Annotated in this window: 21 protein-coding genes; 13 read left to right on the top strand and 8 right to left on the bottom strand. The window is 57.7% G+C overall.

The genetic code is table 11. The features are described 5' to 3' along the window. Window positions 1-11 precede the first annotated feature (11 nt). The gene (locus tag ACR0LH_RS06000; RefSeq protein WP_480720084.1) at window positions 12-1,007 is read right to left on the bottom strand and encodes a hypothetical protein; all 996 of its coding nucleotides are present in this window, start codon (window positions 1,005-1,007) and stop codon (window positions 12-14) included. 171 nt (window positions 1,008-1,178) lie between these two features. Here ACR0LH_RS06000 and ACR0LH_RS05995 point away from each other — a divergent pair, with 171 nt between their 5' ends. From ACR0LH_RS05995 to preA, 3 genes are all read left to right on the top strand, one after another. Beyond that, entirely contained in the window at window positions 1,179-1,811 is a 633-nt protein-coding gene (locus ACR0LH_RS05995; protein ID WP_480720083.1) for a cupin domain-containing protein, read from the top strand. Window positions 1,812-1,971: 160 nt separating this feature from the next. Further along, window positions 1,972-3,306, top strand: a complete 1,335-nt coding sequence (locus tag ACR0LH_RS05990) for an NAD(P)-dependent oxidoreductase (RefSeq protein WP_480720081.1) — start codon at window positions 1,972-1,974, stop codon at window positions 3,304-3,306. 45 nt (window positions 3,307-3,351) lie between these two features. Continuing rightward, the gene (gene preA, locus ACR0LH_RS05985; RefSeq protein ID WP_170383831.1) at window positions 3,352-4,656 is read left to right on the top strand and encodes an NAD-dependent dihydropyrimidine dehydrogenase subunit PreA; all 1,305 of its coding nucleotides are present in this window, start codon (window positions 3,352-3,354) and stop codon (window positions 4,654-4,656) included. Between the two features lie 32 nt (window positions 4,657-4,688). On the opposite strand, the gene ACR0LH_RS05980 is transcribed toward preA, so the two are convergent. After that, window positions 4,689-5,297, bottom strand: coding sequence for a TetR family transcriptional regulator C-terminal domain-containing protein (locus ACR0LH_RS05980; protein ID WP_170696038.1), 609 nt, complete (start codon window positions 5,295-5,297; stop codon window positions 4,689-4,691). A gap of 171 nt (window positions 5,298-5,468) precedes the next feature. Between ACR0LH_RS05980 and ACR0LH_RS05975 the strand changes: the two genes are divergently transcribed. From ACR0LH_RS05975 to ACR0LH_RS05930, 10 genes are all read left to right on the top strand, one after another. After that, window positions 5,469-6,719: a Zn-dependent hydrolase gene (locus ACR0LH_RS05975; RefSeq protein ID WP_480720079.1), complete on the top strand. Its 1,251-nt coding sequence runs from the start codon at window positions 5,469-5,471 to the stop codon at window positions 6,717-6,719. Window positions 6,720-6,810: 91 nt separating this feature from the next. Beyond that, window positions 6,811-8,265: a dihydropyrimidinase gene (gene hydA, locus ACR0LH_RS05970; RefSeq protein WP_170482443.1), complete on the top strand. Its 1,455-nt coding sequence runs from the start codon at window positions 6,811-6,813 to the stop codon at window positions 8,263-8,265. Window positions 8,266-8,298: 33 nt separating this feature from the next. Next, complete coding sequence (locus tag ACR0LH_RS05965) at window positions 8,299-8,724, top strand: hypothetical protein (RefSeq protein WP_480720078.1); 426 nt, start codon at window positions 8,299-8,301, stop codon at window positions 8,722-8,724. Window positions 8,725-8,726: 2 nt separating this feature from the next. After that, a complete protein-coding gene (locus ACR0LH_RS05960; protein ID WP_480720077.1) occupies window positions 8,727-9,524 on the top strand; it encodes an ABC transporter ATP-binding protein in 798 nt (265 codons plus the stop codon). Beyond that, window positions 9,517-10,449 carry an ABC transporter permease gene (locus ACR0LH_RS05955; protein WP_480720076.1) on the top strand — a complete coding sequence of 311 codons (933 nt, stop codon included), beginning with the start codon at window positions 9,517-9,519 and terminating at the stop codon, window positions 10,447-10,449. Before ACR0LH_RS05960 ends, ACR0LH_RS05955 begins: the two co-directional genes overlap by 8 nt. Then, window positions 10,446-11,291, top strand: a complete 846-nt coding sequence (locus ACR0LH_RS05950) for an ABC transporter permease (protein WP_170793939.1) — start codon at window positions 10,446-10,448, stop codon at window positions 11,289-11,291. The genes ACR0LH_RS05955 and ACR0LH_RS05950 overlap by 4 nt, the downstream gene beginning before the upstream one ends. Before the next feature lie 58 nt (window positions 11,292-11,349). Continuing rightward, window positions 11,350-12,339 (top strand): ABC transporter substrate-binding protein, encoded by a 990-nt coding sequence (locus tag ACR0LH_RS05945; RefSeq protein ID WP_170416909.1) that lies wholly within the window; start codon window positions 11,350-11,352, stop codon window positions 12,337-12,339. Window positions 12,340-12,492: 153 nt separating this feature from the next. Then, the gene (locus tag ACR0LH_RS05940; protein ID WP_170617456.1) at window positions 12,493-13,206 is read left to right on the top strand and encodes an ABC transporter permease; all 714 of its coding nucleotides are present in this window, start codon (window positions 12,493-12,495) and stop codon (window positions 13,204-13,206) included. Continuing rightward, complete coding sequence (locus tag ACR0LH_RS05935) at window positions 13,199-13,933, top strand: ATP-binding cassette domain-containing protein (protein ID WP_480720074.1); 735 nt, start codon at window positions 13,199-13,201, stop codon at window positions 13,931-13,933. The genes ACR0LH_RS05940 and ACR0LH_RS05935 overlap by 8 nt, the downstream gene beginning before the upstream one ends. Window positions 13,934-13,952: 19 nt before the next feature. Then, on the top strand, window positions 13,953-14,768 hold the full coding sequence (locus ACR0LH_RS05930) for an ABC transporter substrate-binding protein (RefSeq protein ID WP_480720073.1): 816 nt from the start codon (window positions 13,953-13,955) through the stop codon (window positions 14,766-14,768). A 2-nt stretch (window positions 14,769-14,770) separates the two neighbouring features. On the opposite strand, the gene ACR0LH_RS05925 is transcribed toward ACR0LH_RS05930, so the two are convergent. The 6 genes from ACR0LH_RS05925 to fdh3B form a co-directional block, all read right to left on the bottom strand. After that, entirely contained in the window at window positions 14,771-15,643 is an 873-nt protein-coding gene (locus tag ACR0LH_RS05925; RefSeq protein WP_480720071.1) for a substrate-binding domain-containing protein, read from the bottom strand. Further along, the gene (locus ACR0LH_RS05920) at window positions 15,644-15,769 is read right to left on the bottom strand and encodes a hypothetical protein (RefSeq protein WP_480681042.1); all 126 of its coding nucleotides are present in this window, start codon (window positions 15,767-15,769) and stop codon (window positions 15,644-15,646) included. A 13-nt stretch (window positions 15,770-15,782) separates the two neighbouring features. Then, the gene (locus tag ACR0LH_RS05915) at window positions 15,783-17,045 is read right to left on the bottom strand and encodes a c-type cytochrome (protein ID WP_480720069.1); all 1,263 of its coding nucleotides are present in this window, start codon (window positions 17,043-17,045) and stop codon (window positions 15,783-15,785) included. Then, entirely contained in the window at window positions 17,046-18,242 is a 1,197-nt protein-coding gene (locus tag ACR0LH_RS05910; protein ID WP_480720068.1) for a formate dehydrogenase subunit gamma, read from the bottom strand. 27 nt (window positions 18,243-18,269) lie between these two features. Next, entirely contained in the window at window positions 18,270-18,620 is a 351-nt protein-coding gene (locus tag ACR0LH_RS05905; protein ID WP_480720067.1) for a putative quinol monooxygenase, read from the bottom strand. A 110-nt stretch (window positions 18,621-18,730) separates the two neighbouring features. Further along, complete coding sequence (gene fdh3B / locus ACR0LH_RS05900) at window positions 18,731-19,324, bottom strand: formate dehydrogenase FDH3 subunit beta (protein ID WP_085821701.1); 594 nt, start codon at window positions 19,322-19,324, stop codon at window positions 18,731-18,733. Between the last annotated feature and the right edge of the window lie 8 nt (window positions 19,325-19,332).

Genomic DNA, 19,332 nt, shown 5'->3' with positions numbered 1-19,332 from the left:
CAACAACCCAGTCAACGCATCCAGAGGCCGCTGCTTTTGATTTTGTTGCGAATGGCTTGTTCACGTTTGGGCAGGTTGGCGCGATCAAACATCTCACGGATTTTATAGCCCTTGCGCTGGATCACCAGTTTCCTGATCGGGTCATACCTCTTGAGCACCTTCTTGACCTTGTTCGGCGCAACGACGGTTTCCAGCACCTCGACCACGTGGTCGCTTTCCCGCGCGTACAGCAAAGGAAACAGGCGGTAATGGCAGCTAACCGAGCCGTCCAGATGGCCCGAAGGCAGGGTGTCACGACCACCGCCCAGTGAATGGATGACAAGTGGCAGAGCGATTTGATCCAGCCAAGGGGTCAGCGTTTGCCCTGCCAGTTCGGGGATGTCTTCGTCCCGGATGGTGCGGGCATACTCCAAGTAGCGTTCTCCGAACTCTTTGGGACAACGGTAAAAGAAAAAACCGGCATTGAAATACAGATACCGCCGCCAATAATCGCGCGGCTTTGATCTGTCTAAAGAACTGTCAAAATCCAGCCCGAACCGGCGATATAATGCGCCCCAGATACCATCAAAGCCGGGACCATACAGCGTTGGGCGGGGCCATGTCCCTTCGACTTTTTGCGAGGCACTAGGGCGATCAAAGTCGAAAGGAACGCTGTTCAGGTTTCCGGTGATGAGTGTGTCGCTGTCAAAAAACACGAACGGCTCACCCTCGGGCAGTGCGAGCAAGGCTTCAATCTTGTTGCCGTTTGGATAACTCTCACCAAATACGTGGTTGTCGAATGCTAGAACTTCGACATCCAACTGTTTCAGCGCCTTGAGAACATCTTCGTCCCGGATGCTAGGATCCTGTGACCATCGCGGCCCGGATTGCGGGGAGGCTACGAACAGTCGGCCGGCAAAATCAGGTGAGCTGTGCCGCAATGAAGCAGCGAACAAAAGCGCCTCATACTGTAGTCGGTTGTTCTGTCCGACGATGACGACGTTAAACTTGTGGGCGTTGGCCTGCATCGAAGGACTTTCGGACTTTGGCCGCTTAGTGGGCTGCTCGATTTGTGTTGGACGTACAGTATGCAGCGCGGTCAGTCAAAACCAGAGGCCAGGATGGACCGACCCCGAGAAAATTGATTTTGCGGGCGGTGTGCCCATCTATTGAACATGTGACGAAACAGGAGAAACCTCATGAGGGTTAACGCGGACTTCACCAAACGTGTCGCTGTCCATTTCGATCAGAGTGAATGGGTCGCATCGCCTGCGGCGGGGGTTGAGCGGAAAATGCTTGATCGGATCGGCGAGGAAGTCGCGCGCGCGACGACAATTGTACGGTTTGCGCCGGGCAGTGCGTTTGCTGCACATACCCACGACGGGGGTGAGGAATACCTTGTTCTGGACGGCGTCTTTCAGGATGAAACGGGTGACTTTCCTGTAGGCAGCTACGTGCGGAATCCGCCGACCTCGTCCCATACGCCTTCGGCCAAGGAAGGTGCAACGATATTGGTCAAACTGCATCAGTTCGATCCCGGGGATCGCACACAAGTGCGGCGGTCAATTAACGGAGAGGGTAACATGCAGCTCTTCAAAGACGCGCAAGAGGACGTGCGCGTTCTGACGTTAGGCCCAGGCGAAACAGTCGAACTGGATGCTGACGGAGGGCTTGAGATGTTCGTAATCGAAGGCTCGGTGCAGGAATCGTCCGAGGATTTCGCGGCCTGGGACTGGCTCAGACTCCCACCCGGTGACAAGTCCAGCGCGCAAGCCGGGGCATCTGGCGCACGTGTTTGGATGAAATCCGGCCATTTGAACCAGATGGTCTGAATTCCGCAATTGCTTTTAAAACAGGCAGTAGAACGGTGAAGCCGGGCTTTTGGGTCCGGTTTTTTCATTTTTTGACCATTTGGCAAATTTTACCAATTGATAAAAAATCAGATTGTGGCAAGCTGAGGCCATAACGAACATATCTACAGGGAGTAGAGCGATGGCACAGGGCCAGATGGTCCCCGGCATAGTTTCCGGGCGGCTTTCCAGCGATGAGCTGACCTCGAATTTCACGGATCTGCATCCGCCATTGGCCCCGCATGAGGCGGCCGTGGCCGCTGATCGGTGCTATTTTTGCTATGACGCGCCATGTGTAACGGCCTGTCCCACGGACATCGACATACCGCTGTTCATGCGACAGATTCAGGCCGGACAGCCCGAAGCGGCGGGTGAGACTATTCTGGCGCAGAACATCCTCGGTGGGATGTGCGCCCGTGTGTGTCCAACCGAAACGCTGTGCGAAGAAGCCTGCGTGCGTGAGACGGCCGAGGGGTCGCCAGTGGAAATCGGGCGTTTGCAGCGCTATGCGACGGATAGCGTTATGGCTGATGGGGCACACCCGTTTGAACGTGCGGCACCGACTGGAAAGACAGTGGCGGTTGTGGGCGCTGGCCCTGCGGGTCTAGCCTGTGCGCATCGGCTGGCAATGCTGGGTCATGACGTTGTCATCCACGAAAGCAAACCCAAACCGGGCGGTTTGAACGAATATGGGATCGCGGCCTACAAATCGACCAACGATTTCGCGCAGGCCGAGGTCGATTGGCTGCTTGGTATTGGCGGGATCACCATCGAGACCGGTTCGGTTCTGGGCGAGGGCATCTCGCTGGAGGGTCTGTCGGAAAATTACGACGCTGTCTTTCTGTCAATCGGTCTGGCCGGGGTGAATGCCCTGCGCGCGGGTGGTGTCGATAAGGACGGAGTACGGGCCGCCGTCGAGTTTATCGCCGATGTGCGTCAGGCCAGTGACTTGGCTGACCTGCCGGTTGGTCGGAATGTCGTGGTCATCGGTGGCGGTATGACAGCCGTGGATGCGGCAGTGAAGTCCAAGCTGCTAGGGGCCGAGCATGTCACCATCGCTTACCGGCGTGGCCGTGACGCGATGGGGGCCAGCCGATACGAACAGGATTTGGCTGCTTCGCACGGGGTCAAGATCATGACCAACGTGCAGCCTGTGGCCGTTCACGGAAACGGGGCAGCAGCAGAGATCGAACTGGAGTATACTGCCAGCCATGACGGACAACTGACCGGCACGGGCGAGATGGTCCGCGTGCCCGCTGATCAGGTGCTCAAGGCGATTGGTCAGACACTGGAAGGCGCACCGGAAGGCTTGGAACTGGACGGCAACAAGATCGCCGTCTCCGGGGCCGGGCGCACCTCGATGGCAGGTGTCTGGGCCGGGGGCGACTGTGCCGCTGGTGGCGAAGACCTGACCGTGACAGCCGTGGCCGAGGGCCGCGATGCCGCAATGGATATCCACGCAAGCCTGACTGCGTGAAACCCACAGATAAAGATGCTGAACTGCATCAGGGAGGCCGGATAAATGGCTGATTTAAAAACAAACTTCTTGGGTATCGAAAGCCCAAACCCGTACTGGTTGGCCTCGGCGCCGCCGACCGACAAGGAATACAACGTCCGCCGCGCTTTCGAGGCCGGATGGGGTGGTGTGGTCTGGAAAACGCTGGGATCCGAGGGGCCGCCGGTCGTGAATGTGAATGGGCCTCGGTACGGCGCGATCTATGGTGCGGATCGGCGGCTTTTGGGGCTGAACAACATTGAGCTGATCACGGACCGCCCGCTTGAGGTGAACCTTGAAGAAATGGCGCGGGTCAAGGCGGATTACCCGGATCGCGCGCTGATCGCTTCGATCATGGTGCCGTGTGAGGAAGAGGCGTGGAAAGCTATCCTGCCGCGCGTGGCGGAAACTGGTGCAGACGGGATCGAGCTGAACTTCGGCTGTCCGCATGGCATGAGCGAACGCGGCATGGGGTCCGCTGTGGGGCAGGTGCCGGAATATATCGAGATGGTCACGCGCTGGTGCAAAAAATACTATGACCGCCCGGTCATCGTAAAGCTGACGCCGAACATCACCGACATTCGCAAACCTGCCGAAGCCGCCAAAAATGGCGGTGCGGACGCGGTGTCGCTGATCAACACGATCAACTCGATCACCAGCGTGAACCTAGACACGTTCAGCCCCGAGCCGTCGATTGATGGTAAGGGCAGCCATGGCGGGTACTGTGGTCCCGCGGTGAAACCGATTGCGCTGTCGATGGTGTCAGAGATTTCGCGGGCGCAAGCAACGCATGGCCTGCCGATTTCGGGTATCGGAGGTGTGACCACGTGGCGCGACGCGGCAGAGTTCATGGCCCTTGGCTGCGGAACCGTTCAGGTTTGTACGGCGGCGATGACCTACGGTTTCAAGATCATTGATGAGTTGACGGCTGGCCTGTCCAAATGGATGGACGAGAAGGGCTATGAGGACGTTTCCGAAATCGTCGGTCTGGCCGTACCGAACGTAACGGACTGGCAGTATCTGAACCTGAACTACGTGGCGAAGGCCAAGATTGATCAGGACCAGTGCATCAAGTGCGGCCGCTGCTACGCTGCCTGCGAAGACACCAGTCATCAGGCGATCTCGATGTCCGAGGATCGCGTGTTCGAGGTCATGGATGACGAATGTGTGGCCTGTAACCTTTGCGTGGATGTCTGCCCCGTTGACGGTTGTATCTCGATGGTGCCGATGGCCGCCGGAGAGGTCGATCCACGTACAGGGCGCGAAGTTCAGCCAGACTATGCCAACTGGACAACGCACCCGAACAATCCGATGGCAAAAGCTGCCGAGTAAACAAAGAAAGGGGCCAGCGACCGGCCCCTTTTTTATGGCGTCAGAAGCTTGCGATAGAGCGTATCAATGAACGGCTCGGCCCCTTCAAACGGGTCTTCGTCCCCCAGGATCGCCCGGACCTGAACATCAAAATCCGCATAATGCTGGGTCAGCGCCCAGATCGAAAAGATCAGATGATAGGGATGCAGTCTGGCAATTTTGCCTTGGTCCATCCAAGCGGAAAGCACTGTGGTTTTTTCGTCCACCAGCGCCTTCAGGTCATTGGACAGCGACTCGTGAATGCGCGGCGCGCCCTGAACCAGTTCATTTGCAAACAGGCGGCTTTCACGGGGCAGATCGCGGCTCATTTCCAACTTGCGCCGAATATAGGCGAGGATTTCCTCCATCGGGTCGCCGTCCGCATCCAGATCGTGCAAAGGGGCCAGCCATGTATCCAGAAGACCAGACAAGAGGGCGGAGTGAATCGCCTCTTTCGATGGAAAATAGTACAGCAGGTTGGGTTTGCTCAGCCCCGCCTCAGCCGCGATCTGATCAACCGTTGCGCCGCGGAATCCGTGGGCCGAGAATACGTTCAGAGCGGCCTCGAGTATTGCAGCGCGGTTCTTTTTCTGAATTCTGGTGGGGGTGCGGTCTTTGGGCATGTTTTCAGGCTGTCTCTTTTTCCGGCAAGCAGGCGCTGGATAGGCCAAAAATTCCTGCGGCGTCCTGCATTTTCTTGACTGATCTCGAACCCGTGATAGCGTGAGTTTGACCAGATGGTCAAATCAAGACACCAATAGCGAGCCAAATCGCAAGCAACAGGGAAGAATAAGATGGCAGCTCCGGCGCAGAACCTCAGGATCAATGGCGACAGGTTGTGGGACAGTCTGATGGAGATGGCCAAGATTGGCCCCGGCGTTGCGGGAGGAAACAACCGTCAGACGCTGACGGATGAGGATGCCGAAGGGCGGGCGTTGTTTCAGAAATGGTGCGAGGACGCGGGTTGCTCGATGGGGTTGGACCAGATGGGCAACATGTTCGCACGTCGTGAGGGGACGGACCCAGAGGCCTTGCCGGTTTATGTTGGCTCGCATTTGGACACGCAGCCCACGGGCGGAAAGTATGATGGTGTTCTGGGTGTTCTTGGCGGGCTCGAGATCATTCGCACGCTGAATGACCTTGGGATCAAGACCAAGCATCCGATTGTCGCGACCAACTGGACCAATGAAGAGGGCACACGCTATGCACCAGCGATGCTGTCCTCGGGCGTGTTTGCCGGGATGCATACGCAGGACTGGGCGTATGATCGAGAGGACGCCGAGGGCAAGAAATTCGGTGACGAATTGCAGCGGATCGGCTGGCGCGGTGACGAAGAGGTGGGTGCGCGTAAGATGCACGCCTTCTTTGAACTGCACATTGAGCAGGGTCCGATTCTGGAAGCCGAGGGCAAGGATATCGGTGTCGTTACCCACGGTCAGGGTTTAAGCTGGACGCAAATCACGGTCACCGGAAAGGACGCGCATACTGGCTCGACCCCGATGCCGATGCGCAAGAATGCAGGCCTCGCCATGGCGCGCATTCTTGAGAAAGTGGATGAGATTGCGTGGTCCCACGCGCCTCATGCGGTTGGGGCGGCGGGGCATATCGATGTCTTTCCAAACTCGCGCAACGTGATCCCCGGCAAAGTGGTGTTCACGGTCGATTTCCGGTCACCTGAACTGGAAGTGATCACGGATATGGAGAACCGGCTGCGTGTCGCCGCCGAGGATATCGTGGAAGAAATGGGCCTAAAGATTGAGTTTGAAAAGGTTGGCGGGTTCGATCCTGTGAAGTTTGACGACGGTTGCGTCGCGGCGGTGCGTGATGCGGCCGAACGGCTGGGCTATTCGCATACGGACATCATTTCGGGCGCGGGGCACGATGCGTGCTGGATAAACCGGGTGGCTCCGACGGCCATGGTGATGTGCCCTTGCGTGGATGGATTGAGCCATAATGAGGCCGAAGAGATCAGCAAGGACTGGGCTGCTGCCGGGGCGGATGTTCTGTTTCATGCGGTCGTGGAAACAGCGGAAATCGTGGAATAGGGGGCTCTGCCCCCGTCGCCCGAGGGCGACTCCCCCGGGATATTTTTAGCCAGATGAAGCAAGCGGCGCAGACCGCATCAGGGAGTTTAAAATGAGTACTGTGATCAAGAATGGGACCGTCGTGACGGCTGATCTGTCTTACAAAGCGGATGTGAAGGTCGAAGACGGGGTGATTACCGAGATTGGTTTGGGTTTGAAGGGCGACAAGGAGCTGGACGCGACCGGGTGCTATGTGATGCCGGGTGGAATTGACCCGCATACGCATCTGGAGATGCCGTTCATGGGGACCTATTCCAGCGACGATTTTGAAAGCGGGACGCGGGCGGCTTTGGCTGGGGGCACTACGATGGTGGTGGATTTTGCGCTGCCGAATCCGGGTGAGAGCCTTCTGGACGCGTTGAAGCGCTGGGATAACAAATCGACGCGGGCGAATTGTGATTATTCGTTCCACATGGCCGTCACCTGGTGGGGTGAGCAGGTGTTTGACGACATCAAGACCGTGATTGAGACGCGCGGGATCAATACGTTCAAGCATTTCATGGCCTACAAGGGCGCGTTGATGGTGAATGATGACGAGTTGTTCGCCTCGTTCAAGCGTCTGGCCGAGCTGGGCGGGATCGCCATGGTCCATGCCGAGAATGGAGATGTGGTGGCTGAGTTGAGTGCGAAACTGCTGGCCGAGGGCAATACCGGCCCCGAGGCCCACGCCTATTCCCGCCCGCCACAGGTCGAGGGTGAGGCCACGAACCGCGCCATCATGATTGCGGATATGGCGGGTGTGCCACTTTATGTGGTGCATACCTCGTGCGAAGAGGCGCATGAAGCCATTCGTCGGGCCAAGATGCAGGGAAAACGGGTGTGGGGGGAGCCTCTGATCCAGCACCTGACCTTGGACGAGAGCGAATATTTCCATCAAGATTGGGACCATGCGGCGCGCCGGGTCATGAGCCCTCCGTTCCGGAATAAGCAGCATCAGGATAGCCTGTGGAACGGGCTGCATTCGGGAACGCTGAGCGTGGTGGCGACCGACCATTGCGCCTTTACCACCGAGCAAAAGCGCTATGGCGTGGGCGATTTCACCAAGATCCCCAACGGGACCGGCGGGTTAGAGGATCGGATGCCGATGCTGTGGACTCATGGGGTGAATACTGGTCGCCTTACGATGAATGAGTTTGTGGCGGTTACTTCGACAAACATCGCTAAGATTTTGAATTGTTATCCAAAAAAGGGTGCGATTCTGGTGGGTGCTGACGCAGATATTGTTGTGTGGGACCCCGAAAAGACCAAAACGATCAGCGCCGATACGCAGCAATCATCAATCGACTACAACGTGTTCGAGGGCAAAGAGGTCAAGGGCCTGCCGCGCTTTACCCTGACACGCGGTCAGGTGGCGGTGCATGACGGGGAAATCCGCACGCAGGAAGGCCATGGTGAGTTCGTGGCGCGTGAACCGAACGGGCATGTGAACCGGGCGCTGAGCACGTGGAAGGAACTGACGGCTCCGCGACCCGTTGAGCGGACGGGTATCCCGGCGACGGGGGTTTAGGCGTTGACGCGTAGCTTGGATTACCCAACTCCAATGCAGTTTATCACGTTCGCGATTGTAGCCGTGGTGATCGCTGTGCTTGCTTTTTTGGTATTTGGTACAATGTTGGCTCTGCCCGAAATCGGTATAGTAAACTTGGCCCCCAGCCTCTTGTCGATGTTGACGTTAACTTTGTTGCTTGGGTGGCCAATCTGGGGTCCGATACTCTTGCGTGCGTTGTTTCCGGGGTGCGTCGTTTTTGTGACTATGCGTCGCATTTGCACCAGTTTGCCAATCGGTCGTCGCGGACCTACACTTTTCGCCGCAGCTACTGTGGCAGTATTCTCCTGGGCGGCGACAAGTATGCTGTTTTGGGCCTTTGCTCTGGCAAGCCAACCCTTTCAGAATGCCTTCCTGCTAATTTTTGGTGTCCCTGCCGCGATGATTGCGGCTGGCCTCGTCTTACCTATTCCTGAGTAAACATGCCTAAAGAACCAACCAATGTGTCCGCTGTAGTCGAAGCCACCAACCTCGACCTCACCTTCCAGACCAATGACGGCCCGGTCCACGCACTGAAAGACGTGAACCTGACCATCGACAAGGGGGATTTTGTCAGCTTCATCGGCCCTTCGGGGTGCGGTAAGACCACCTTCTTGCGCTGTATCGCGGCGCTTGAGACGCCGACAGCAGGCTCTTTGACAGTCAACGGAATGACCCCAGATGAGGCGCGGCGGAACCGGGCATATGGATATGTGTTTCAGGCCGCAGGGCTGTATCCTTGGCGGACCATTGCCAAGAATATCAAGCTGCCGCTTGAGATCATGGGCTATTCCGCCGCTGAGCAGGAAGACCGCGTGAAGAAGGTCTTGGAACTTGTTGATTTGGAAGGGTTTGGCGGCAAGTTCCCCTGGCAATTGTCGGGTGGGATGCAGCAGCGGGCCAGTATCGCTCGGGCGTTGGCCTTTGACGCTGATATCCTTCTGATGGATGAGCCCTTTGGCGCGCTCGATGAGATTGTGCGCGATCACCTGAACGAACAACTTCTGGCGCTCTGGGCGCGGACGGAAAAGACCATTGGCTTTGTGACGCACTCGATCCCCGAGGCGGTGTATCTAAGCACGAAAATCGTGGTGATGAGTCCCCGGCCGGGGCGGATTACGGATGTGATCGACAGTCCTCTGCCCAAAGAGCGGCCTTTGGATATCCGCGACACGCCGGAATTCATCGAGGTTGCCCATCGGGTGCGAGAAGGGCTGCGGGCGGGGCATTCGGATGAATAGCTCTGGTTTCAAAGCGTTCTGGGCGGTTCTTACGGTTCTCGCGGTGATCGTGGCCTTTTGGTACGTGGCGTGTGTTCCGATGAATATCAAAGGGGTTTTGACCGAGCAGGAACGCGCGGGTGCCGCAGTGCAACCTCCGACTGCCAAGGATCGGCGGGATATGTCCGAGCTGGGTTTGGTGCTGAACAACAGTTTCGCCATTCCCGCAACATGGGAACAGGACCGCCCCCGACTGCCCGCGCCGCATCAGGTCGCGATCGAGATGTGGGAGACGACGGTTCAGAAGAAGATCACCTCGAAGCGGTCGTTGATCTATCACGGCTGGGTGACGCTTAGCGCGACGGTTTTGGGCTTTGCGATTGGCACAGGGCTGGGCATTTTGCTGGCGGTGGGGATTGTTCATAGCCGCGTTATGGATATGTCGGTGATGCCTTGGGCCATCGTCAGTCAGACGATCCCGATCATCGCATTGGCACCGATGATCATCGTGGTGCTCTATTCCGTAGGCATTCAGGGGATCATTCCAAAGGCCGTGATTTCGGCTTATCTGAGTTTCTTCCCTGTCGTCGTGGGGATGGTCAAAGGGCTTCGCAGTCCGGATGCGATGCAGTTGGACCTGTTGCGCACCTATAACGCCAGCCGCTCTCAGGGGTTCTGGAAGCTGCGCCTGCCTGCGTCGATGCCGTACCTGTTCACTTCACTGAAGATCGGTATCGCTGCCTCGCTGGTCGGAGCCATTGTCGGAGAGCTGCCAACCGGTGCCGTCGCCGGGCTGGGCGCGCGTCTATTGGCCGGTAGCTATTATGGTCAGACGGTGCAAATCTGGTCGGCGCTGTTTGCCGCGGCCATACTTGCGGCCTGCCTTGTCGGTCTGCTTGGGCTGATCGAGCGGACGGTTCTAAAGCGGATGGGGATGGCGCAATGATACTGGTTTTGTGTGCAATCCTGCTATGGCTGTTTGGCTGGTGGCTAAATAGCCGCCTCGCCAGCGGGCCGTATGCGGATACGCGAATGGTGCGTTTTCTTGCGCCGTTGATTTTTGGCCTGACGATTATCGGAATTTGGGAGCTGGTCGTCCGGGGGCTGAATGTGCCACTCGTCATTTTGCCTGCCCCGTCGGTCATCGCTGTGCGGTTTGCCGACAGCCTGCCTATCTTGTGGGCCGACTTTGTGCAGACCATCATCAAGGGGGCATTGAGCGGGTATATCATCGGGTGCGGTGCGGCCTTCCTGACGGCAATCGCGGTGGACCGCTGGGACTTTCTGCGCTTGGGTCTGTTGCCTGTGGGCAATTTCGTGGCGGCTCTGCCAATCGTGGGCACGGCGCCCATTCTGGTCATGTGGTTCGGGTTTGATTGGCAGTCCAAGGCGGCGGTTGTCGTTGTTATGGTGTTTTTCCCGATGCTGGTAAACACGGTCGCGGGGCTGCGCGAGGCAACTGCCATGCAGCGCGATTTGATGGAGACCTATGCCGCAACCTATTGGCAGAGCTTTCTCAAGCTGCGCCTGCCTGCCGCAATGCCTTTTATTTTCAATGGCTTGAAAATCTCGACGACCCTTGCTTTGATCGGTGCTATTGTGGCCGAGTTTTTTGGCTCGCCAACACTGGGAATGGGCTTTCGGATTTCGACCAGCGTCGGTCAGCTTTCGCTGGATATGGTCTGGGCGGAAATCGTGGTCGCGGCTTTGGCCGGAACTGCATTCTATGGCCTGATGGCGATGATCGAAAAGGCTGTGACGTTCTGGCATCCGTCGCAACGAGGCTAACACTAAATTCTCAACAGACCCCGAGAAGGGGCATCAACTGCAACTAGGAGACATGAAGATGAAAAAGTTACTCAGCGGGGCGGTCGCCGCCTTTAGTTTGGCAGCCAGTGCTGCACTGGCGGCGGATGAGGTGACATTGCAATTGAAGTGGGTCACGCAGGCTCAGTTCGCGGGCTACTATGTGGCCAAGGACAAAGGGTTCTACGAGGAAGAAGGGCTGGACGTTACAATTCTGCCCGGTGGTCCCGACATCGCACCTACTCAGGTGATCGCGGGCGGCGGTGCGGATGTGACTGTCGAATGGATGCCCGCAGCGCTTGCCGCGCGGGAAAAGGGTTTGCCGCTGGTGAACATTGCTCAGCCTTTCAAAAGCTCGGGCATGATGTTGACCTGCTGGAAGGACGCCGGAATTTCCTCGCCCGAGGATTTGAAGAACCGCACGCTGGGCGTTTGGTTCTTTGGCAATGAATTCCCGTTCATGAGCTGGATGAGCCAGCTTGGTATCGACACAGGCGGCAAGAGCGAGTCCGGTGTCGAGGTTCTGAAGCAGGGCTTCAACGTTGACCCGCTGTTGCAGCGTCAGGCCGATTGCATCAGCACCATGACCTATAACGAATACTGGCAGGTCATTGATGCCGGTGTCAGCCCCGATGAGCTGGTGACCTTCAAATACGAAGACCAGGGCGTCGCGACGCTGGAAGACGGTCTGTACGTTCTGGAGGAGAACCTGAGCGACGACGCCTTTGTCGACAAGATGGAGCGGTTCGTGCGCGCCTCGATGAAGGGTTGGAAATATGCCGAAGAAAACCCGGATGAGGCGGCGGACATCGTTCTGGAGAACGACGCGACGGGCGCTCAGACCGAAGAACACCAAAAGCGCATGATGGGCGAGATTGCCAAGCTGACCGCAGGGTCAAATGGCGCACTGGATCCGGCGGATTTTGAGCGCACTGTTGGTACGCTGCTGGCGGGCGGTTCTGATCCGGTGATCACCAAGCAGCCCGAGGGCGCTTGGACGCACCAGATCACGGATGCGGCGCTAAACTAAAATAGCCTTAAAGGGCTTTGCAGCGCGGTCCCAACCGGGGCCGCGTTTCTTGTTTTTGGTGTCGCAATTATGCGTGTATTTAGACCCGGAATGACCTAGTATAATCCTGTAATTGAGCGCATTTTATGCGGAAGAAATACCCAAGGGGAGGATATGCAGGGATTTGCAGCAGAATTCAATTCAGCGGTCGCTCTGATCCTTGAAGGGGATACCGAGCTGTGGGCGATTGTGCTGTTGTCCCTCAAAGTCTCCGTATTCGCGGTATTGATTTCTGCGCTGATCGGGATGCCTGTTGGCGCGGCTCTGGCTGTATCGCGATTTCCGGGGCGTCGGCTTCTGATAATTTTTATGAACGCGCTGATGGGGTTTCCACCAGTCGTTGTCGGCCTTTTGGTGTACCTGATGTTGTCACGCTCGGGGCCGTTGGGTGTTCTGGAACTGCTGTATACGCCGACTGCGATGATCATCGCTCAGGTGGTTTTGGTCACGCCGATCATTGCTGCACTGACCCGGCAGGTGATCGAAATGCTGGCCGAAGAATACTCGGAACAGTTGCGGTCGCTTGGGGTTTCGCGTCTGGCGTCAGTCCCCGTGCTTTTGTGGGATGCGCGGCTGGCTCTGGTGACGGCGTTACTGGCCGGGTTTGGACGCGCCATAGCCGAGGTGGGCGCGGTCATCATCGTTGGCGGGAACATCAACCACGTGACGCGGGTGATGACCACGACCATTGCGCTTGAGACATCCAAGGGCAATCTCGCGTTGGCGCTGGCTCTGGGCGCGATCCTGATCGGTATAGCCGTGGCGGTGAATGCAATGGTCAGCACGCTGAGCCTGCGGGCAGAGCAGGAGGGTCTGCGCCATGCGTGATCTTGTGCCCGATATGGTCAGGAGTCTGTCCGTTCACAACCTTCAGATATCGCGCAACGGCAAAGCGTTGCTGCAGGTGCCACATCTGTCGCTGGACGGGCCTGGACCGACTTTGATCCTTGGACCGAACGGAGCCGGCAAAAGCCTGCTTTTGCGCTGTCTGCACGGGTTGATTGCACCTGATCGCGGACGGGTCGAACAAGATGGTGCGCTGCTGGGGGCCGAACACAAAGCACGGCAGGCAATGGTGTTTCAGCAACCTGTATTGCTGCGGCGGTCTGTTGCTGCAAATCTGGACTTTGTTCTGAAAAGACAGGGAATTCCGCGTCAGGTTCGCAAAGCACGGATCGAGGAACTGCTGGCTGAAGGCGGGCTTGAGGACAAGGCGCGCCAATCCGCGCGTTCTTTGTCGGGTGGTGAAGCTCAACGCCTTGCCATCCTGCGCGCGCTGGCGCTGGATCCTGAAACTCTGTTCCTCGATGAGCCGACCAGTGCGTTGGACCCGAGCGCCACGCAGATGATCGAGCGGATGATCCTACGAGCATCATCCCGAGGGGTGCGCATCGTCATGGTGACCCATGATATTGGACAGGCGCGCCGGTTGGCCGCAGATATCGTGATGATGCAAGGCGGCCAAGTGGTTGAACATGGGGCTGCGAAACAGGTACTGGATGCCCCCGAAAGTGTCGCCTCGCGCCGGTATCTCTCTGGCGGCTTGGTGACCTAGTAGACAATTGGAGATCAGAATGATCCGGAATATCGTTCGGGCGGCTCTGGTGACGCTTGGCCTGACAGCAGTGCCAGCCGTTGCCGAGGCACCGTTTATCGTGGTGCAATCGACGACTTCCACGCAGAACTCGGGCCTGCTGGACTATATCCTGCCGGGCTTTGAAGCGGAAACGGGCATTGATGTGCGGGTGGTTGCCGTCGGAACCGGGCAGGCGATACGCAATGCGATCAACGGAGACGGTGATGTTCTTTTGGTCCATGCAAAGCCCGCCGAGGAGAAGTTCGTGGCCGATGGCTGGGGGGTCGAGCGGTTTGACGTGATGTACAACGATTTCGTCCTTGTTGGGCCAAAGTCGGATCCGGCAAAGGTCAAAGGTGGAACCGATATCGTTTCCGCCCTGAGGGCGGTTTCTGACGCCGAAGTTCCCTTTGCATCTCGCGGTGATGACAGCGGCACTCACAAGGCAGAAATGGGTCATTGGCAAGCCGCTGGGATTGATCCCACCACTGCGTCGGGCACTTGGTATCGTGAAACCGGGTCCGGCATGGGCGCGACGCTCAACGTGGCTAGCGGAATGGACGCTTACGTGCTGACCGATCGCGCGACCTGGCAGTCGTTTGGGAACAAGGGAAACCTTGAACTCATGGTCGAGGGTGATCCGCGTCTTTTCAATCAGTACGGTGTCATTCTGGTAAACCCGGAAAAGCACCCCCGTGTTCGTGAGGCCGCCGGGCAACGGTTTATTGACTGGCTGAAAGGCCCGGATGGGCAGGCCGCAATCGCATCCTACAGGTTGAACGGTCAGCAGCTATTTTTTCCAAACGCCGAGTGAAATCAGCCGCTGGCACCGTTGTGGTGGATCGCGCCAAGCCCTGAAAGGTCATAACCGCCGAATTCTGCCGCGCGGGATGCGAAACGCTCGGACCGAAGAAAGCTGAGGAGCTTTTGCATAGGCTCATCGAAATAGGCGCGCCGCCAGATGGCCAGGTCCAGCCGTTCTGCGTGGGTCGGAACAAATCCAAGGTCATACAACCCTGCCAGAGCGCCAAGACCAAATCCCGCTTCGGCCTTGCCGTCATGCAGGGTGATGGCCAATTCCTCCTCGGTTCGGGCACAGGTTGGTAGGGGTTTCAGATCATCCCGTGTCAGACCGTGGACCTTGAGCTGTTCATCGAATAGTCGCTGGCTGGCTGCGCTGTCCTGCCGGAGAATGACTCTGCGGCCTTTTAGATCGGGAAAGCCCGAGACGCCGGCTACGCCGGGGGCCGTCAAAAGTCCGCGTTGCCGTTGAGCGACCTCGAACAGAACCACGGGCGCTTCGCCAAGATGATCCTGCAGAGTTTCTTCGTTAAAGCCGCCGCCTTCGTGAATGTGAAGGGCCGCGGCCTGTGCAGTTCGATCCTTTAGGCGGTTCAGCCCGTCGAATGAGCCATCATAATACGTCGCCAGTCCTGAACCGCTTTCACGCAATGCCCAATCAAGCAATGGATCATGGCTTCCGGCGACAATAGGGGGAAGTGGGGATTCGGCGACTTGCGGACCTGTGCGGGATGCGTTCAGCCACGCGATGATCTCGGCCCTTGGGAATAGCAATTTGCCCATCGCGCGAACGCAGGGCACCTCACCCGAGGAAGCCAGGTCATAGGCTTTACGCTCGCCAATGCGCAGCAAGTCGGCCAGCTCTTTGGTGGTCAGATATTGAGACATTCAGTCGAGACGCACAGCCGAACCTGTACCGGCATCTGCGGCGCTGAAACCGATCTGGCTAAGCGCAAAGGGTGCGGCCACAGTGATCACGACCATTGCAGCGAGTGCGGCAAGAAAGGCTTTCATGTTCTCCTCCGGCTTAGTTTTCCGGTGCCGTGGCGCGGCGCAGAAAGGCAATCAGATCGCTTCTGTCGTTGGCTTGCGTAATCCGCTGCATTGGCATCTTCGTTCCCGGAATGTAGTGATCCGGCCCTTCGTCAAAAAGAGCGTTTATCGTGTCGTCATTCCAAACGATATCAGAGTCTTGCAGCGTATCCGAGTACAAATATCCCTGCACGCTGCCCGCCTTGCGTCCAAAGACGCCGTGCAGGGTCGGTCCGGCGCGGCGTTGGCCGTCGGGCGTTATGCTGTGGCAAATCGAGCATTTGCGGGCGAACTGACGCTCGCCGTTGCTCATTTCATCCGGGTTTTTCAAGAAACTGAGCTCGCCTTGGGCCATCTGTGCCTGATTGCCAAGGCTTGCCACCGGCCAGCTATACATGGCTTCGTCAATACCCCCCGCGTGGATGTTCAGGCCATCTGCGGAAAATGCCAGCGCCCAGACCGGGCCGCGCAGCGTGGCGCGAAAGTCCTGCGCGATGCGCCATTCAACCGTGTCTATGACCATGATGTATCCCTCACCATCGCCCACGGCCAGAAGGCTGTGGTCAGGGCTGAGCGCAAGGGCAAGGATCGGACGACGATCAAGTGTGAAATCTCGTTCCTCACCGGTATTCAAATCGTGGATACGGGTGACGCCGTCGACTGCGCCATATGCGATCCAGTTGTCCTGTTCGTTCAAAACCAATTCGTTGATACCAAAACCATGCTCGACCACGCGCAGGGTTTCTTGCCCGGTCTTCAAGTCCCACAACCGCAGGGTGCCATCCATACCGGCGGAATAAAGTTGCGAACCGTCAGCAGAGAACACCACAGTGTTTACGCCGCCCCCAGTAGGGCCAAGCGTTTTGGGCGCGCTGCCGTCTAAGGGCCAAATGCCGATACTGCCATCCCAACTTGCCGTTGCCACTTGAGTTTTCGAGGCCGCAATGCTGACGATTTTGCCTTTGTGCTGTCCTATAACTTGGCCGCCGGGCCATTTTCTGAGGGTAAAATCGTCACCGGCGGAATAGATCGCGGTGCCATTGAAGATGACACTGTTGACTGCGGCTTCGTGGCCCTCAAGCCACTCGGGTTTCTTGTCGGACCAAATGCCGACCGAGTTGTCGAAACTGGCAGTGGCAATGCGCCCGTCAGGAGCAGTGGCGATCCCCATGATCGGCCCGCCGTGACCCTTGAGCGTAAAAAACTCGGCCAAGGCGGGCAGGGGCAAAAACGCCAGAGCCAGCACCAGAATACGCATCTACTCGGCGGGTGAGGCCGCTGTTTTACCGGCCTCTTTTTCCTGCACTTCCTCCAGCCAAAGCGAATGGTGTTCGCGCGCCCATTGTTCTTCGACCTCACCTGTGCCCATCGCGTCGAACGCGCCTTCCATTCCGACCGACCCAAGGTAGATGTGCGCAATGATGATGGCGATGAAGATATAGGCAACCATCACATGCCACACCTGTGCGTACTGCATTTCTTCTTGCGGCGACATCTGCGTCGGCAAGTCCAGCCCCATCAGTTGCGGCAGGCCCGTCGCATTTGCAATCGAGAAGGTCTTGGCGAAAAGCGGCATCTCGAACGGGAACAGCAAAGACAGACCTGACAGGCTGATCGAAATACCCAACAGGATACAGGCCCAGAAGATGATCTTTTGACCGGCGTTGAACTTTTTGGCGGGCGGGTGTGAACCCTTGGTGAAAAGCCCTCCGCCAGCAGCCAGCCACTTTAGATCAACGCGGTTTGGTATGTTGTGCGAAATCCAGTTGATGGTAACGATCACCAGCCCGATCATGAAGGCCCAGGCGAGGTTGTTGTGTAGCCATTTGCACCCTTGCGCGATTGTTGCAAATCCCTCTTTGCCAAAGATAGGCATCAGGAAATCGCGCCCATATAGTGTAAGCAGTCCGGTCAGACCAAGGATCAGGAACGACCCTGCAAACAGCCAGTGCCCGAACCTCTCGAACCCATCAAACCGAGTGACCGTCCGCCCCGTTTTTTGCCCGTCGATCCGTATTTTTCCTCGGATCAGAAAAAACAGAAGAATGATCGCCATCATTCCGGCGATTATGTACGTTCCGTACTCGCGCAGCGGTCCAGTTCGGAAGTTGAGCCACCACATGCCGCCATCCTGGATCAAAACGCTTGCAGCCGGACCTTTGGATGACACTGTCACATCCGCCGATCCATAGCGCAGCGCCCGATATACATCGCTGTCAGAAGCCACGCCGCGCGTGCCTAGTTGCCCCAGCAATCCTTCGGCGTTGCCTTGGCCCGTATTCTCTGACCGATAAGAATTGTCGACCTTTTCGCCGCGCTGTCGGGCAAGAATGTCCTCTAACGTGGTTGAACCACCAGTAGAGGCGCGGTCAGGTGCCTGAGCTTCGGAAGTGTCCTGCGCCCAAGCGACCCCGGTTAGAAATATCGAAACGAGCAGGAAGTGGATCAGGCGCATTGGGATACCCTCCTGTGGGTTGGTGGCTTAGCGGTCGAACCCGCCGATCTGTTGGTGAAAGACCGCGCCGACCGGGGACAGGGCCGCTCGCAGGTCATCTTTCGCAGGTCCGTAAACATCAAACTGAACGGGTGTCAGCAGCGTCATGAAACGCTGGGCAAAGTTGGCGCCGAAGTTCTGCATGTGGATCATGGCATCCTCGGAACTGGCGTAGCGCTCGTAGATGTGGACCGCGTTGTCGCTCTGGTGCCATTCATAACTTTTTGCGCCGGTTTCCTGTAGGGCGGCCGCCACCATGTCGGCCATCAGCGCCTCGAAATCGGATTGTTTTTCGGGGCTCAGGTCCAGCTTTAGCAGCCAGTAAATTTCGTCGGTCATTTCAACTCCGTCACGGTCAAATCGTACGGCCGAACCAAACAGTGGATGCCGCACAAATCAGTGCGACAGCCCCCGACGTGACGCGGGGACTGTCGTTTCATTTGAAGACCTTAGCCGTCCTTCTGGTCGTAGGCAGTGCCCCAACCCCACGCGCCCGAGCCAAAGCCACGGGCGACGACGCGCTCGCGGTAGATGGCCGAGACCACGTCGCCGTCACCGGCAAGCAGGGCCTTGGTGGAACACATCTCGGCGCAGATGGGCAGTTTGCCCTCGGCGATCCGGTTGCGACCATATTTGGCGAACTCTGCGGTCGAGTGCGTTTCCTCGGGACCGCCAGCGCAGAAGGTACACTTGTCCATCTTGCCGCGCGATCCAAAGTTGCCTGCCTGCGGGTATTGCGGCGCGCCAAACGGACACGCATAGAAGCAATAGCCACAACCGATGCACAGATCCTTGGAGTGCAGGACAACCCCTTCTTCGTTCTGATAGAAGCAGTCGACCGGGCACACCGCCATGCAAGGCGCATCCGAACAATGCATACAGGCCACCGAGATCGAGCGTTCGCCCGGGTCGCCGTCATTGATCGTCACCACCCTGCGGCGGTTGATGCCCCACGGCACCTCGTGTTCGTTCTTACACGCGGTTACGCAGGCGTTGCACTCGATGCAGCGTTCAGCGTCGCAGAGAAACTTTGCTCTAGCCATTATCGTCC

The organism is Ruegeria sp. CL6 (assembly GCF_056536465.1).
Note: the sequence above shows the minus strand (reverse complement) of the source record. Positions and strands in the feature narration are given on the sequence as shown.